This is a genomic window from Cellulomonas aerilata, from assembly GCF_007991755.1.
GTDB lineage: Bacteria > Actinomycetota > Actinomycetes > Actinomycetales > Cellulomonadaceae > Pengzhenrongella > Pengzhenrongella aerilata.
Map to the genome: position 1 here is coordinate 99216 of NZ_BJYY01000018.1, position 15123 is coordinate 114338.

Genomic DNA, 15123 nt, shown 5'->3' on the forward strand with positions numbered 1-15123 from the left:
GGACCGCCCCGTGATCATCGACCTGCCCAGCACCACGACCAACGAGGTCAACAAGCGCCTGGTGAAGCTGCGTGACGAGGGCGGCGCCGTCGCCCTCGGGCGCGTGCTGACCCTGGTGATCGACGTCGGCACGGGGGACGTCGAGGAGGCCGTCGAGGCCGCCAACGACGCGAGCCGCGAGCACCCCTGCCGGGTGATCGTCATCGCCGCGTCGGCCGACGGCGGCACCGAGGGCGAGCTGCACGCCCAGATCCGGCTCGGCGGCGACGCCGGCGCGAGCGAGGTCATCGTCCTGCGTCCCTCCGCGCAGCTGCTCCCCTACGCCGACACGCTGGTCATGCCGCTGCTGCTGCCGGACGCGCCGATCGTCACCTGGTGGCCGATCGAGCCGCCCGAGGACCCGGCCAACCACCCGCTCGGCCGGATGGCCCAGCGGCGGATCACCGACTCCACCGCCTGCCGGGCCCCGCAGGAGTCCCTGCGCGCGCTCGCCGGCGTGCACCAGCCCGGCGACACGGACCTGGCGTGGACCCGCATCACGCTGTGGCGCGGGCTCCTGGCGGCCGCGCTGGACCAGCCGCCGTTCGAGCCGGTGACCAAGGTGGTCGTGTCCGGGGAGAGCACCCACCCGTCGGTGGACCTGCTCGCCGCCTGGCTCGCGAAGGACCTGGACTGCCCCGTCGAGGTGGAGCGGCAGGACGACGCCAAGGCCATCACCTGCGTGCGGATGGAGCGCCGCTCGGGCGACATCGTGCTGGACCGGCCCGACGGCAAGACCGCCGCGCTGCGCCAGCCGGAGCAGCCCGAGCACCGGATCGCGCTGCCGATCCGCCAGCTGCGCGAGTGCCTCGCCGAGGAGCTGAGGCGTCTGGACCCGGACGAGGTCTACGCCGAGACGCTGGTCCAGGGCCTGCCTCGGGTGGCCGCGTGACCCGCTCCGTCGTCGTCCATCCCGACGCCGACCTGCTCGCGCAGGCGACGGCGGCCCGGCTGCTGCTGCGCCTGCTCGACCTGCAGTCGGTCCGCCGCCCGGTGCACGTCGTCCTCACGGGCGGCACGGTCGGGATCAAGACCCTCGCCGCCGTCGCGGACAGCCCGCTGCGCGCCGCGGTGGACTGGAGCGGGGTGCACCTGTGGTGGGGGGACGAGCGGTTCCTGCCCGAGGGGCACCCGGACCGCAACGAGACCCAGGCGCGCCAGGCGCTGCTGGACCCCTTGGGCGACGCGCTCCCGCAGGAGAACGTCCACCCCATGGCCTGCGCGGACGGCACCACGCTGACGCCGGACGACTCGGCGGTGCGGTACTGCGACGAGCTCGCGACGTTCGCCGACCCCGGCACGCCGCCGGGTGCCGTGGCGGTGCCCGCGTTCGACGTCCTGCTGCTCGGCGTGGGCCCGGACGGCCACGTCGCGTCGCTCTTCCCCGGGCACGAGGGGCTGGAGGCCGGCGGGACGGGTGCCGTGGGCGTCTACCGCTGCCCCAAGCCCCCGCCCGAGCGCGTCACCCTCACCTACGACGCCATCCACGCCGCGCGCGAGGTGTGGCTCGTGGCGGCCGGCGCGGAGAAGGCGGCCGCGGTGGGGTCGGCGCTGGCCGGTGACCCGGTCGAGAAGACGCCGGCCGCCGGGGCGGCGGGCACGGAGCGGACCCTGTGGCTGCTGGACGCCGCCGCCGCGGGCGTCGTCGAGGCCTGAGGCCCCTCCGCGCGCTCCGCGCCACGGGCCGGGGCGGACGCAGCCGGGCCCCGCACCTCGGGTGAGGTGCGGGGCCCGGGACGTCGGTGCCGCGCGGTCGTGCTGCGGTGCTCAGGCGCCGCCGCGGCGGGCGCGCAGCGCGGCGAGGGCCTCGTCGAGGATGGCCTCGCCGTCCTCGTCGGTGCGACGCTCCTTCACGTAGGCCAGGTGCGTCTTGTACGGCTCGTTCTTCACCGGCGACGGCGGGTTCGCCTGGTCCTGCCCGGCGGGGTAGCCGCAGCGCGGGCAGTCCCAGGTGGGAGGGGCCTCGTGACCGGCCTCCTCGGCGAACATCGGTCGGGTCTCGTGCCCGTTCGCGCACCAGTACGAGATGCGGACGCGCGGGGCGGTGTCGCCACGCTCCGCCTCCCCCATCGGTCCGGCGCCTACCCGCGAGCCACGGATCGCACTGCCACTCGCCACGGTCGTTCCTCCGGTGTGTGTCGGTGAGGGGGGTTCTGCCCGGACGGCGTCAGCTGGAGAACCGCTGGACGAGGCCCAGCAGGATGATGACGACGGTCCAGAGCACGGCCACCATCACCGTGATGCGGTTGAGGTTGCGCTCCGCCACGCCCGAGCTGCCGATGCTGCTCGAGACGCCGCCGCCGAACATGTCCGACAGGCCGCCGCCCTTGCCCTTGTGGAGCAGGACGAGCGGGATGAGCAGGGCGCTGGTCAGGACCAGCAGCACCTGCAGGGTGATGCGCAGGACGTCCACGGGGTGGGTTCGCTTCCTCAGTCGGGCGGGTGGCACCGGCGGCGCCGGGACCCAGGGTAGGTGACGACCCCCCGATCCGACGAACACGTCCTCCGTGTCGGCGGGCCGGACCGGGGGTCGTCATCCCACCGGTGGCCGGTGGCTCAGGCGGTGGCGTGCGCCTGGTACCGGACGATCTTGGCGAACTCCTCCGCGTCCAGGCTGGCGCCGCCGACGAGGGCGCCGTCGACGTCGGGCTGCGCCATGATCGACGCGACGTTGCCGGACTTGACCGAGCCGCCGTACAGCACGCGCACCGCGGCGGCGACCTCGCCGTCGTAGAGCTCGGCGAGGCGACCGCGGATCGCCCCGCAGACCTCCTGCGCGTCCTCGGGGGTCGCGACCTCGCCGGTGCCGATCGCCCAGACGGGCTCGTAGGCGATGACGACCTGGGCCGCCTGCTCCGCGGCGATCCCCTGCATCGCGCCGTCGAGCTGGGCGAGGGTGTAGGACACCTGCTCGCCGGCCTTGCGGACGTCGAGCGCCTCGCCGATGCAGACGATCGGGACGATGCCCTGCCCGAACGCCGACCTCGCCTTGGCGTTGACCAGCGCGTCGTCCTCGTGGTGGTACTGGCGTCGCTCGGAGTGCCCGACGGCGACGTAGGTGACGCCGAGCTTGGCCAGGAACAGCGGCGAGATCTCGCCGGTGTAGGCGCCGGACTCGTGGGCCGAGACGTCCTGCGCGCCGTACCGCAGGTCGAGCTTGTCGGCGTCGACGAGCGTCTGCACGCTGCGCAGGTCCGTGAACGGCGGCAGGACGGCGACCTCGACGGACGCGTAGTCGTGCTTGGCGTCCTGCAGGGTCCACGCGAGTTTCTGCACGAAGTGCGTGGCCTGGTGGTGGTCGAGGTTCATCTTCCAGTTCCCCGCCATGAGCGGGGTGCGTGCGGAGGTGCTGGGAGCCACGGGGGTGCTTCCTGTCTGTCGAGGGAGGTGGACGACGCTCAGGCGTCGAGGACGGCGAGGCCGGGCAGGGACTTGCCCTCGAGGAACTCCAGGCTCGCTCCCCCGCCGGTCGAGATGTGGCCGAAGCCGGACTCGTCGAAGCCGAGCCGCCGGACGGCAGCGGCCGAGTCGCCGCCGCCCACGATGCTGAAGCCGCCGTTGGCGCCGGCGTCCAGGAGCGCCTGGGCGACCGCGCGGGTGCCCGCCGCGAACGCCTCGAACTCGAACACGCCCATGGGGCCGTTCCAGACGACGGTCCTCGCGTCGGTGATCCTGCTGGCGAACAGCTCCGCCGACGCCGGGCCGATGTCCAGGCCGATCCGGCCGTCCGGGATCGCGTCCGCCGGGACGACGTCGTGCGGGGAGTCGGGGGCGAAGGCGTCGGCGACGACGATGTCGGTCGGCAGGACGATCTCGACGCCGTTCTCGGCGGCCTGGGCGAGGTAGCCCTTGACCGTGTCGATCTGGTCCTCCTCGAGCAGGGACTTGCCCACGGAGTGCCCCTGCGCGGCGAGGAAGGTGAACACCATGCCGCCGCCGATCAGCAGGCGGTCGGCCTTGGTGAGCAGGTTCGCGATGACGCCCAGCTTGTCGGAGACCTTGGAGCCGCCCAGCACGACGACGTACGGCCGCTCGGGGTCGTCGGTGGCACGCCGCAGGGCCTCGACCTCGGTGAGCACGAGCCCGCCGACCGCGGCGGGCAGCACCTGCGCGATGTCGTACACGGACGCCTGCTTGCGGTGCACGACACCGAAGCCGTCGGACACGTACACGTCGGCCAGCGCGGCCAGGTCCTGCGCGAGCGAGGCGCGCTCGGCGTCGTCCTTGGACGTCTCGCGGGGGTCGAAGCGGATGTTCTCCAGCAGCGCGACCTCGCCGTCGGCGAGCGACGCGACGACCGCCCGGGCCGAGTCGCCGACGGTGTCCTCCGCGAGCGTCACCGGGACGCCGAGCAGCTCGGCCAGGCGGGTGGAGACCGGCCGCAGCGAGTACTTGTCCTCCGGGGCACCCTTGGGACGGCCGAGGTGCGCGGCCACGACGACCTTCGCGCCGGCGTCGACCAGGCGGCGCAGGGTCGGGACCGCGGCCTGCACGCGGCCGTCGTCGGTGATGGTGGTGCCGTCCAGCGGGACGTTGAGGTCGGCGCGGACCAGGACGCGCTTGCCGCGCAGGTCGCCGAGGTCGTCGATGGTCTTCATGGGGCGATCTCCTGTGTGAGGGGTCGTAGCGCGACTGCGTCCGCGGACCCGGCGACCGAGAGGGTCACCGGGTCCGCGGACGCATGAGGCGTGCAGTGGTGCGAGGGACGTCAGAGTCGGTCGCCCACGTACGTGGTGAGCTTGACCAGCGAGTTGGAGTAGCCCCACTCGTTGTCGTACCAGGAGACGACCTTCACCTGGTCGCCGATCACCTTGGTGAGGCCCGCGTCGAAGATGGACGACGCCGGGTTGGTGACGATGTCCGACGAGACGATCGGGTCCTCGGTGTACTCGAGGATGCCCTGGAGCTCGGGGGTCTCGGCGGCGGCCTTGATCGCGGCGTTGACCTCCTCGACGGTGGTCTCGCGGCTCGCCGTGAACGTGAGGTCCGTGGCGGAGCCGGTCGGGACCGGCACGCGCAGCGCGTAGCCGTCGAGCTTGCCCTTGAGCTGCGGGAGCACGAGCGACACGGCCTTGGCCGCACCCGTCGACGTCGGGACGATGTTGATCGCCGCGGCGCGGGCCCGGCGCAGGTCCTTGTGCGGGCCGTCCTGCAGGTTCTGGTCACCGGTGTACGCGTGGATGGTGGTCATCAGACCACGCTCGATCCCGAACGCCTCGTCGAGGACCTTCGCCATCGGCGCGAGGCAGTTCGTGGTGCAGGACGCGTTCGAGATGATGTGGTGCGCGGCCGCGTCGTACTCGGTGTGGTTGACGCCCACGACGAAGGTGGCGTCCTCGTTCTTGGCCGGCGCCGAGATGATGACCTTCTTGGCACCACCGTCGATGTGCGCCTTGGCCTTGGCGGCGTCCGTGAAGAAGCCGGTCGACTCGATGACGATGTCGGCACCCAGCTCGCCCCAGGGCAGGTTGCCCGGGTCGCGCTCCTCCATGACACGGAACGACCGGCCGTCCACGGAGATGGACTTGTCGTCGTAGGTCACCTCGCCGGCCAGCGGGCCGAGCACGGAGTCGTACTTGAGCAGGTGCGCGAGCGTCTTGTTGTCGGTGAGGTCGTTCACACCGACGACCTCGATGTCTGCACCGGACGCCAGGATGGCCCGGTAGAAGTTGCGGCCGATGCGGCCGAAGCCGTTGATGCCGACGCGGGTGGTCACAATGCCCTCCTCAGCGCCGGCGCGAGCCGGCGCACACAGTTGCCTTGACGGACGAACACGCACCGCGCTGTGCGATCGCGCGGCTCGAGCGGGCGCGGTCGTGCGCCGTCCTCGAGCCGCTGGACGGCCCCGAGCCTATACCCGGACCGGGCCACCCGAGAGACGTGGGTCACCCGCTCCACCGCTGGTCAGCGCGGTAAGCGCTGTCCACCTGGGCCGGCGAGGTGGCGTGTCGGACGGTGCGATGGACCGCCGCGGACGGCGTGCCCGCAGGTCACAGATCCAGCAGGTCCGCGCTCAGGCCGGCCTCGGTGTCCGGGATGCCGAGCTCGGCCGCCTTCTTGTCGGCGGTGGCCAGCAGCCGGCGGATCCGGCCGGCGACGGCGTCCTTGGTGAGCACCGGGTCGGCGAGCTTGCCCAGCTCCTCCAGCGACGCCTGCTTGTGAGCGAGCCGCAGCTCGCCGGCCTCACGCAGGTGCTCGGGCAGGTCCGGCCCGAGGATCTCGAAGGCCCGCTCGACCCGCTGCCCGGCGGCCACCGCGGCGCGGGCGGAGCGGCGCAGGTTGGCGTCGTCGAAGTTGGCGAGCCGGTTGGCGGTCCCGCGGACCTCGCGCCGCATGCGGCGCTCCTCCCAGACCATCATCGCGTCGTGCGCGCCGAGCCGGGTGAGCATGGCGCTGATGGCGTCGCCGTCGCGGATGACGACCCGGTCCACGCCGCGCACCTCGCGGGCCTTGGCCGCGATGCCGAGCCGGCGCGCCGCGCCGACCAGGGCCAGTGCGGCCTCCGGGCCCGGGCAGGTGATCTCCATCGAGGCGGACCGGCCGGGCTCGGTGAGCGACCCGTGGGCGATGAATGCCCCCCGCCACGCGGCCTCGGCCTCGCCGATGCCGCCGGAGACCACCTGGGGCGGCAGCCCGCGCACCGGTCGCCCGCGGTTGTCGAGCAGGCCGGTCTGCCGGGCCAGCGACTCCCCGTCCTTGACGACGCGCACGACGTAGCGGCTGCCGCGGCGGATCCCGCCGGCGGACACGACGATGACGTCGCTGGTGTGCCCGTAGACCTCCGCGATCGCCTGGCGCAGCCGCCGTGCGGCGATGCCGGTGTCGAGCTCGGCCTCGATGACGATGCGGCCGGAGATGATGTGGAGCCCGCCCGCGAACCGGAGGGTCGCGGAGACCTCGGCCTTGCGGCACGAGATCTTGTCGACATGGAGCCGAGCCAGCTCGTCCTTCACCTGTGCCGTCAACGCCATGGCGTCATCCTGCCATCTGCGCCGGGGCGCTCCGGACCTGCCTGGCACCCCTAGCGCGAGGGGGTGCCGACGTCCCCGAGGTAGTCGTCGAACACGTCCCGGAAGGCCGCCGCGAGGCGCAGCGGGTCGTGCCGCGGGGTCCCGTCACCACTCCTGACCTGCCGCAGCAGGAGGCGGGCCCCCATCGACGCGGCGGCCTCCACGAGCAGGCCGACGTCCTCGACGGCACGCGGGTCGGCGACGACGGCGTCGATGCGCAGCTCGGGTGCGTGCTGGTGCAGCACCTGCAGGTGCTGGGTCGCGGTCATGCCCGCGGTCTCGCCCTCCTCCTCCGGCGAGAGGTTGAGGGTCACGCACCGTCGGGCCCGGGTGCGGTGCAGTGCGGCGGCGAGCTCGGGCACGAGCAGGTGCGGCAGGACGGACGTGAACCACGAGCCCGGGCCGAGGACCACCCAGTCGGCGGCCTCGACGGCGGCGACCGCCTCCGGGCAGGCCGGGGGGTCCGGCGGGACCAGCCGGACGTGCTCGATCCTGCTCCGGGTGACCGCCACGGCGCTCTGCCCGTGCACCACCCGCCGCTGCGGCTCGCCGCTGCCGTCCGCGGGACCGACGACCTCCGCCTCGATCGCCAGCGGCACGGCGGCCATCGGCAGCACCCGCCCACGGGCACCGAGCAGCCGGCCGACCCAGTCCAGGCCCGCGACCGTGTCCCCGAGCTGCTCCCACAGCGCGACGATGAGCAGGTTGCCGACCGCGTGCTGGTCCAGGTCCCCGCTGGACCGGAACCGGTGCTGGAGCAGGTCACGCCACGTGCGTCCCCACTCGGAGTCGTCGCACAGGGCGGCCAGCGCCATCCGCAGGTCCCCCGGCGGCAGCACGCCGAGCTCGTCCCGCAGCCGGCCGGACGAGCCGCCGTCGTCGGCCACGGTGACCACGGCCGTCACCCGGTGCGTCATGAGCCGCAGCGCGGACAGCGTCGCCGACAGGCCGTGCCCGCCGCCGAGCGCGACGACGGCAGGGCCCAGGGCCCCCGTCACGCTCACCGGTCACTCCTTGCCGAGGTCGCGGGCGCCGACCGTGACGTGCTGCCCGGCGCCGCGCAGCCGCGCGGCGATCTGCTCGCTGATCGCCACCGAGCGGTGCTTGCCACCGGTGCAGCCGACGGCGATCGTTACGTACCGCTTCTCCTCGTGCAGGTACCCGGCCAGGATCGGCTCGAGCGCCGCGACGTACCGCTCGATGAAGAGCTGCGCACCGGGCAGGCCGAGGACGTAGTCGCGCACGGGGGCGTCGCGCCCGGACAGGTGGCGCAGCTCGCTGACCCAGTAGGGGTTGGCGAGGAAGCGCACGTCGACGACGTGGTCGGCGTCGAGCGGGATGCCGTACTTGAAGCCGAACGACAGCACGTTGATGCGCACCGTGTCCTCGGTCCCGCCGGAGACGGCGGCCCGGACCTCGCGGGCGAGGTCGTGCACGTTCAGCTCGGAGGTGTCGATGAGCACGTCCGACCGCTCCCGGATGTCGGTGAGCAGCTCGCGCTCCGCCGCGATGCCGTCGAGGATCCGGCCGTTGCCCTGCAGCGGGTGCGGGCGCCGGACCTGCTCGAACCGCCGGACCAGCACCTCGTCCGAGGCGTCGAGGAACAGCACCCGGTAGTCGGTGCCGGCCGCGCGCATGCCGTCCAGCACCTCGGCGAGGTCGGCGAAGAACTCCCCGCCGCGCACGTCGACCACCGCCGCGAGCCGCTGGACGCCGCCTCCGGGTGCGCCCCGCTTCATCATCCCGACCAGGGGGGTGAGCATCTGCGCCGGCAGGTTGTCCACGACGTACCAGTCGAGGTCCTCCAGCACCGCCGCCGCCCGGGTCCGACCGGCGCCGGACATGCCCGTGATGATGAGGACCTGCGCCGAGCTCAGCCGGGGCGCAGGGGTGGCCGCCTCGAGCGCGGGGATGCCGCGCGGCACGGTCAGCGGGTCGGGTTCGCCGGTCATGCGCTCAGCATGCCAGGCACCCCGGCGGCCGCCTGGCGTGGCTCGGGCAGTGCGCTCCCGTCCGCCGGGAGGTCCGTCGCGCCCGGGTCGGCGCCGACGATCCCCGGCGGCTCCTCCATCACGGCGCCGTCCGGAGCGCCCCGGCGCTCCACCGCCGGGTCGTCCGGCCGGTCGGCCGGGGCGCCGCCCGCACCCGCCGGGCCGGCGTCGACGTCGCCGGCACGCGGCGCGACCGGGTCCGCCGTCGCCAGTGCCGCGACGACGGCGGCCGCCGTGCGCTGCCCCATGCCGGGCACCGACGCGATCTCCTCGACGGAGGCCGCCCGGAGCCGCTTGAGGGACCCGAAGTGCTTGAGGAGCGTCCGGCTGCGCGCCGGACCGAGCCCGGGCACGTCGTCGAGCGCGGAGACCGTCATGCCCTTGCTGCGACGGCGGCGGTGCGCGGTGATCGCGAACCGGTGCGCCTCGTCCCGCACGCGCTGCAGCAGGTACAGACCCTCGGAGCTGCGCTGCAGGATGACCGGGTAGTCCTCCCCCGGCAGCCAGACCTCCTCCAGGCGCTTGGCCAGGCCGCACAGGGCGACGTCGTCCACCCCGAGCTCGGCGAGGGCGCGCGCTGCCGCGGCGACCTGCGGCGGGCCGCCGTCGACCACGACGAGGTTGGGCGGGTAGGCGAACCGGCGGCGACCGGCGTCCTCCGCCTCCACCTCCGCCTCGACCTCACCGGACCGGGGGGCGGCGCGGGCGCCGGTGTCGAACGCCTGGTCGTCGTCGTCGCCGGCGCCCATCTCCAGGTCCCCGGTGCGGACCCGGTCCGCGACGTACCGGCGGAAGCGCCGGGTGATGACCTCGTGCATGGCGGCGGTGTCGTCCCGGGCGCCGTCGCCCTCGGGCCCGCGGATCGCGAACGTGCGGTACTCGCTCTTGCGGGCCAGACCGTCCTCGAACACGACCATGGACGCCATCTGGTGGGTGCCCTGGGTGGTGGAGATGTCGTAGCACTCGATCCGCAGCGGAGCGGTGGGCAGGTCCAGCGCCTCCTGGATCTCGCGCAGCGCCTGGCTGCGGGTGGTCAGGTCCCCGGCGCGCTTGGTGCGGTGCAGGGCCAGGGCGTGCTCGGCGTTGCGCCGGACGGTCTCCGCGAGCTCGCGCTTGTCGCCGCGCTGCGGCACCCGGACGTCGACCCGGCTGCCGCGCATCCCGCTGAGCCACGCCGACACCTCGGCGGCGTCGGGCGGCATGACGGGGACCAGAACCTCGCGCGGGACGACGCCGGCGGCGGCGCCGGTGGCCGGCTCGCCGCGGGACCGGGAGCCGTGACCGGCCAGCGCGGCCTCCTCCGCGCCGTACACCTGCTGCAGGAGGTGCTCGACGAGCTCGCCGTCGGAGACGTCCTCCACCTTCTCCACGATCCAGCCGCGCTGACCGCGGATGCGTCCGTCGCGGACGTGGAACACCTGGACGGCGGCCTCCAGCTCGTCGCCGACCAGGGCGAAGATGTCGGCGTCGGTGCCGTCCTGCAGCACGACGGCGTTCTTCTCGGTCGCGCGCTCCAGCGCACCGATGTCGTCGCGCAGCCGCGCCGCCGCCTCGTAGTCCTGGATCGAGGCGGCGTCGCGCATGCGCTCGGTGAGGCGGCGCGTGAACTTGGCGGTGTCGCCGGCCATGAAAGCGCAGAAGTCCTCGGCCAGGGCGTGGTGGTCGTCCGGGCTGATCCGCCCGACGCAGGGTGCCGAGCACTTGTCGATGTAGCCCAGCAGGCACGGCCGGCCCTGCTGGTTCGCCCGCTTGAAGACGCCGGCCGAGCAGGTCCGCACCGGGAAGACCCGCAGCAGGAGGTCGACCGTCTCGCGGATGGCCCAGGCGTGGGCGTACGGCCCGAAGTAGCGGGTGCCGGGCCGCTTGGCGCCGCGCATGACCTGCACGCGGGGGAACTGGTCGCCGAGCGTCACCGCCAGGTACGGGTAGGACTTGTCGTCGCGGTACTTGACGTTGAACCGGGGGTCGAACTCCTTGATCCAGGAGTACTCCAGGGCCAGCGCCTCCACCTCGGTGCCCACCACCGTCCACTCGACCGACGCCGCCGACGTGACCATCGACTGGGTGCGCGGGTGCAGCGCCGAGAGGTCCTGGAAGTAGCTGCCGAGCCGGGACCGCAGGCTCTTCGCCTTGCCGACGTAGATGACCCGGCGGTGCTCGTCCCGGAAGCGGTAGACGCCGGGCTGGTCGGGGATCTGGCCGGGGGCGGGGCGGTAGGTGGCGGGATCGGCCATGGGTCCAGAGTTTAGTTCGCCGGTCCGACGCTCCCGACCCGTCGGCCGGCGCCGACCGGCCACCGTCCGCCGTCGACGTCGCTACGGTGAGGCGGATGGGAGCCCTGCACTCGTACACGGTGGACGTGCGCTGGACCGGAGCCGGCCACGCGGGCACGACGAGCTACACGGCGTACAGCCGGGACCACGAGGTGGCCGTGGCCGGGCACCCGACGCTGCTGGGGTCGTCCGACCCGGCGTTCCGGGGTGACCCGACCCGCTACAACCCCGAGGAGCTGTTCGTCGCGGCGCTCGCCCAGTGCCACATGCTGTGGTTCCTGCACTTCGCGGCGCAGGACGGCGTCGTGGTGGTCGGCTACCGCGACGAGGCGGTCGGCACCATGCGGGTCGAGTCCGCCGGCGCCGGCCAGTTCACCGACGTCATGCTGCACCCGCGGATCACCGTCCGCGGGGAGGACGTCACCGACGACCGGGTCGCCACGCTGCACGCGCGGGCGCACGACCACTGCTTCATCGCCCGCTCGGTGAACTTCCCCGTCCGGCACGAGCCGGTCACCCGTCGCGTCGCCTGAGCGCCCCGGCGCGACGGCTCCGTCGAGGGCGCGTCCCGTGGCCTGAGCGCCCGCGGCGCGACGGCTCCGTCGAGGGCCGTCGCGCTGCCTGACCGCCTCCGGCGCGACGGCTCGGTTGAGGGCCGTCGCGCCGCCTGACCGCCTCCGGCGCGACGGCTCGGTCGAGAGCCGTCGCGCCGCCGCCGGGTCAGCTGGCCCTGGCCGCCGCCCTCGCCTTGGCGCTGCGCGCCGGGGCCTTGCCCGCTGCCGGGCGAGCAGGCGCGGCGGACCGGGCGCCGCCCTTGCCCCGTGGCAGCTCGACCGGCGCCGGGACGACGAGCAGCTCGCCGGCCGGGACGGGGGTGGAGCTCGCGAGCACCTCGGCGAGGAACCGGCCGGTGTGGCTGGCCTTCACCGTCGCGACCTTCTCCGGGGTCCCCTCGGCGACCAGCCGGCCGCCGCCGCTGCCCCCCTCGGGACCCATGTCGATGACCCAGTCGGCGTTCTTGATGACGTCGAGGTTGTGCTCGATGACCAGCACGCTGTTGCCCTTGTCGACCAGCGACTGCAGCACCGCGAGCAGCTTGCGGATGTCCTCGAAGTGCAGGCCGGTGGTCGGCTCGTCCAGGACGTAGATCGTCCGGCCGTTCGAGCGCTTCTGGAGCTCGGCCGCGAGCTTGACCCGCTGCGCCTCACCACCGGACAGCGTCGGGGCCGGCTGGCCGAGCCGGACGTACCCCAGGCCGACGTCGACCAGCGTGCGCAGGTACCGCGAGATCTTCGGGACCGCGGCGAAGAAGTCCGCGGCCTCCTCGATCGGCATGTCGAGCACCTCGGCGACCGTCTTGCCCTTGAAGTGCACCTCCAGGGTCTCGCGGTTGTAGCGCGAGCCGTGGCACACCTCGCACGGGACGTACACGTCGGGCAGGAAGTTCATCTCGATCTTCAGCGTGCCGTCGCCCGAGCACGCCTCGCAGCGGCCGCCCTTGACGTTGAACGAGAACCGCCCGGCGGTGTAGCCGCGGACCTTGGCCTCGGTCGTCTCGGCGAACAGCGTGCGGACGTGGTCCCACACCCCGGTGTAGGTCGCCGGGTTCGAGCGCGGGGTGCGTCCGATCGGTCCCTGGTCGACGTGCACGACCTTGTCGAGGTGCTCCAGGCCGGTGACCCGCTTGTGCCGTCCGGCGACCTGACGGGCGCCGTTCAGCTCGTTGGCGAGCACCGTGTAGAGGATGGAGTTCACCAGGGTCGACTTGCCGGACCCCGAGACCCCGGTCACCGCGACGAGCCGGCCCAGCGGGAACGACACGTCGATCCCGTTGAGGTTGTGCTCGCGCGCGCCGACCACCGTCAGCCGGCGGGACGGGTCGACGGCGCGGCGCTCCGCGGGCATCGGGATGCTGCGCCGTCCGGACAGGTACGCACCGGTCACCGACTCCTGCGAGGCGAGCAGCCCCTCGAGGTCGCCGGAGTGCACGACGCGGCCACCGTGCTCCCCCGCGCCCGGGCCCACGTCGACGATCCAGTCGGCGACCTTGATGGTGTCCTCGTCGTGCTCGACGACGATGAGCGTGTTGCCCAGGTCCCGCAGGCGGGTGAGGGTGTCGATGAGCCGGCGGTTGTCGCGCTGGTGCAGGCCGATGCTCGGCTCGTCGAGCACGTACAGGACGCCGACCAGGCCGGACCCGATCTGCGTGGCGAGCCGGATGCGCTGCGCCTCGCCGCCCGACAGCGTGCCGGCCGGACGCATGAGCGACAGGTAGTCCAGGCCGACGTCGAGCAGGAAGCCCAGGCGCGCCTGGATCTCCTTGAGGACCTGCACGGCGATCGCACGCTCCCGCTCGCCCAGCTCCAGGGTGTCGAGGAAGTCGCGGGCCTCGCGGATCGGCAGCGAGCAGACCTCGGCGATGGACCGGCCGCCGACCTTGACGGCCAGCACCTCGGGCTTGAGCCGCGCGCCCCTGCACACGGGGCACGGGACCTCGCGCATGTACGCCTCGTAGCGCTCCTTGCTCGAGTCCGAGTCGGTCTCGGCGTGGCGGCGCTCGACGAAGGTGATGACGCCCTCGAAGCCGGTGGAGTACTGCCGCTCACGGCCCCAGCGGTTGCGGTAGCGGACCTTGACCTCGTGGTTCTCCCCGTGCAGGACGGCGTCCTTCGCGCGCTGCGGCAGCGCGCGCCACGGCACGTCCATCGAGAACCCGAGGTCCTTGGCGAGGGCGGCCAGCACCCGCAGGAAGTACTCGGAGGAGATCTGCGACCACGGCGCGACGGCGCCCTCCGCGAGGGAGAGGTCCTCGTCCGGGATGACGAGGTCGGGGTCGACCTCCAGCCGGCTGCCGAGCCCGGTGCACTCGGGGCACGCGCCGTAGGGCGCGTTGAAGGAGAACGTGCGGGGCTCGATCTCCTCGAGCGTCAGGCGGTGGTCGTTCGGGCAGGCGCGGTGCTCGGAGAACCGGCGCTCGCGCTCCGGGTCGTCGACGTCGGCGTCGACCAGCTCGACGGTGAGCAGGCCGCCGGCGAGCCCGAGCGCGGTCTCCACCGAGTCGGTCAGCCGCCGGCGGACGCCGTCGCGGGACACGAGGCGGTCGATGACGACCTCGATGTCGTGCTTGAGCTTCTTCTCCAGCGTGGGCGGCGCGGTCAGCTGCACGACCTCGCCGTCGACCCGGGCACGGGCGAAACCCTTGGCCTGCAGCTCCTTGAACAGGTCGGCGTACTCGCCCTTGCGGCCGCGGACGACGGGTGCGAGCACCTGGTAGCGCGTGCCCTCGGGCAGCTCCAGCAGGCGGTCGACGATCTGCTGCGGGGTCTGCGCGGTGACGCGCTCGCCGCAGACCGGGCAGAACTGCGTGCCCGCGCGGGCGAACAGCAGGCGCAGGTAGTCGTAGACCTCGGTGATCGTCCCGACGGTCGACCGCGGGTTGCGGTTGGTCGACTTCTGGTCGATCGACACCGCCGGGGACAGGCCCTCGATGAAGTCGACGTCGGGCTTGTCCATCTGCCCGAGGAACTGCCGCGCGTACGCCGACAGGGACTCCACGTACCGGCGCTGGCCCTCGGCGAAGATCGTGTCGAAGGCGAGCGAGGACTTCCCGGAGCCCGAGAGGCCGGTGAAGACGATGAGCTTGTCGCGGGGGAGGTCGAGGTCGACGTTCCGCAGGTTGTGCTCGCGGGCACCCTGGACCACCAGACGATCGTTCACCCGCACAGTCTACGGCGGGGCGCCGACAGGCGTACGTGTGTTCGAACACAGTGTTCGCCGTGTCACAGCAGCGGGCCGCGGGGCAGACTGCCC

At 73.4% G+C, this 15123-nt stretch carries 13 protein-coding genes; 3 read left to right on the forward strand and 10 right to left on the reverse strand.

What is annotated here, in order from left to right; translation table 11 throughout:
• Positions 1–10 precede the first annotated feature (10 nt).
• Positions 11–931, forward strand: coding sequence for a glucose-6-phosphate dehydrogenase assembly protein OpcA (gene opcA / locus CAE01nite_RS14530; RefSeq protein WP_146906006.1), 921 nt, complete (start codon positions 11–13; stop codon positions 929–931).
• A complete protein-coding gene (gene pgl, locus CAE01nite_RS14535) occupies positions 928–1695 on the forward strand; it encodes a 6-phosphogluconolactonase (protein ID WP_146906008.1) in 768 nt (255 codons plus the stop codon). Before opcA ends, pgl begins: the two co-directional genes overlap by 4 nt.
• Before the next feature lie 111 nt (positions 1696–1806).
• On the opposite strand, the gene CAE01nite_RS14540 is transcribed toward pgl, so the two are convergent.
• The 9 genes from CAE01nite_RS14540 to uvrC form a co-directional block, all read right to left on the reverse strand.
• Positions 1807–2157: an RNA polymerase-binding protein RbpA gene (locus tag CAE01nite_RS14540; protein WP_146906010.1), complete on the reverse strand. Its 351-nt coding sequence runs from the start codon at positions 2155–2157 to the stop codon at positions 1807–1809.
• A 49-nt stretch (positions 2158–2206) separates the two neighbouring features.
• Entirely contained in the window at positions 2207–2452 is a 246-nt protein-coding gene (gene secG / locus CAE01nite_RS14545; protein WP_146906012.1) for a preprotein translocase subunit SecG, read from the reverse strand.
• Between the two features lie 143 nt (positions 2453–2595).
• On the reverse strand, positions 2596–3366 hold the full coding sequence (gene tpiA / locus CAE01nite_RS14550) for a triose-phosphate isomerase (protein WP_146906249.1): 771 nt from the start codon (positions 3364–3366) through the stop codon (positions 2596–2598).
• 71 nt (positions 3367–3437) lie between these two features.
• The gene (locus tag CAE01nite_RS14555; RefSeq protein ID WP_146906014.1) at positions 3438–4637 is read right to left on the reverse strand and encodes a phosphoglycerate kinase; all 1200 of its coding nucleotides are present in this window, start codon (positions 4635–4637) and stop codon (positions 3438–3440) included.
• A 110-nt stretch (positions 4638–4747) separates the two neighbouring features.
• Positions 4748–5755, reverse strand: a complete 1008-nt coding sequence (gap, locus tag CAE01nite_RS14560) for a type I glyceraldehyde-3-phosphate dehydrogenase (protein ID WP_146906016.1) — start codon at positions 5753–5755, stop codon at positions 4748–4750.
• A gap of 274 nt (positions 5756–6029) precedes the next feature.
• Positions 6030–7010, reverse strand: coding sequence for a DNA-binding protein WhiA (whiA, locus tag CAE01nite_RS14565; protein ID WP_146906018.1), 981 nt, complete (start codon positions 7008–7010; stop codon positions 6030–6032).
• Positions 7011–7060: 50 nt separating this feature from the next.
• Positions 7061–8053, reverse strand: a complete 993-nt coding sequence (locus CAE01nite_RS14570; protein ID WP_281285607.1) for a gluconeogenesis factor YvcK family protein — start codon at positions 8051–8053, stop codon at positions 7061–7063.
• Positions 8054–8056: 3 nt separating this feature from the next.
• Positions 8057–9001: an RNase adapter RapZ gene (gene rapZ, locus CAE01nite_RS14575; RefSeq protein WP_146906020.1), complete on the reverse strand. Its 945-nt coding sequence runs from the start codon at positions 8999–9001 to the stop codon at positions 8057–8059.
• A complete protein-coding gene (uvrC, locus tag CAE01nite_RS14580) occupies positions 8998–11274 on the reverse strand; it encodes an excinuclease ABC subunit UvrC (protein ID WP_246131232.1) in 2277 nt (758 codons plus the stop codon). Before uvrC ends, rapZ begins: the two co-directional genes overlap by 4 nt.
• A 95-nt stretch (positions 11275–11369) precedes the next feature.
• On the opposite strand from uvrC, the gene CAE01nite_RS14585 reads away from it, so the two are divergent.
• A complete protein-coding gene (locus tag CAE01nite_RS14585; protein ID WP_146906022.1) occupies positions 11370–11846 on the forward strand; it encodes an OsmC family protein in 477 nt (158 codons plus the stop codon).
• Positions 11847–12033: 187 nt separating this feature from the next.
• Here CAE01nite_RS14585 and uvrA read toward each other — a convergent pair whose 3' ends face one another.
• Positions 12034–15030 carry an excinuclease ABC subunit UvrA gene (uvrA, locus tag CAE01nite_RS14590; protein ID WP_246131233.1) on the reverse strand — a complete coding sequence of 999 codons (2997 nt, stop codon included), beginning with the start codon at positions 15028–15030 and terminating at the stop codon, positions 12034–12036.
• Between the last annotated feature and the right edge of the window lie 93 nt (positions 15031–15123).

Excerpts from the sequence above, each read along its gene's own strand:
- tpiA (WP_146906249.1), bottom strand. The coding sequence starts at position 3,366 with ATGGCGGGGAACTGGAAGATGAACCTCGACCACCACCAGGCCACGCAC.
- uvrC (WP_246131232.1), bottom strand. The coding sequence starts at position 11,274 with ATGGCCGATCCCGCCACCTACCGCCCCGCCCCCGGCCAGATCCCCGAC.
- CAE01nite_RS14585 (WP_146906022.1), top strand. The coding sequence starts at position 11,370 with ATGGGAGCCCTGCACTCGTACACGGTGGACGTGCGCTGGACCGGAGCC.
- CAE01nite_RS14555 (WP_146906014.1), bottom strand. The coding sequence starts at position 4,637 with ATGAAGACCATCGACGACCTCGGCGACCTGCGCGGCAAGCGCGTCCTG.
- whiA (WP_146906018.1), bottom strand. The coding sequence starts at position 7,010 with ATGGCGTTGACGGCACAGGTGAAGGACGAGCTGGCTCGGCTCCATGTC.
- rapZ (WP_146906020.1), bottom strand. The coding sequence starts at position 9,001 with ATGACCGGCGAACCCGACCCGCTGACCGTGCCGCGCGGCATCCCCGCG.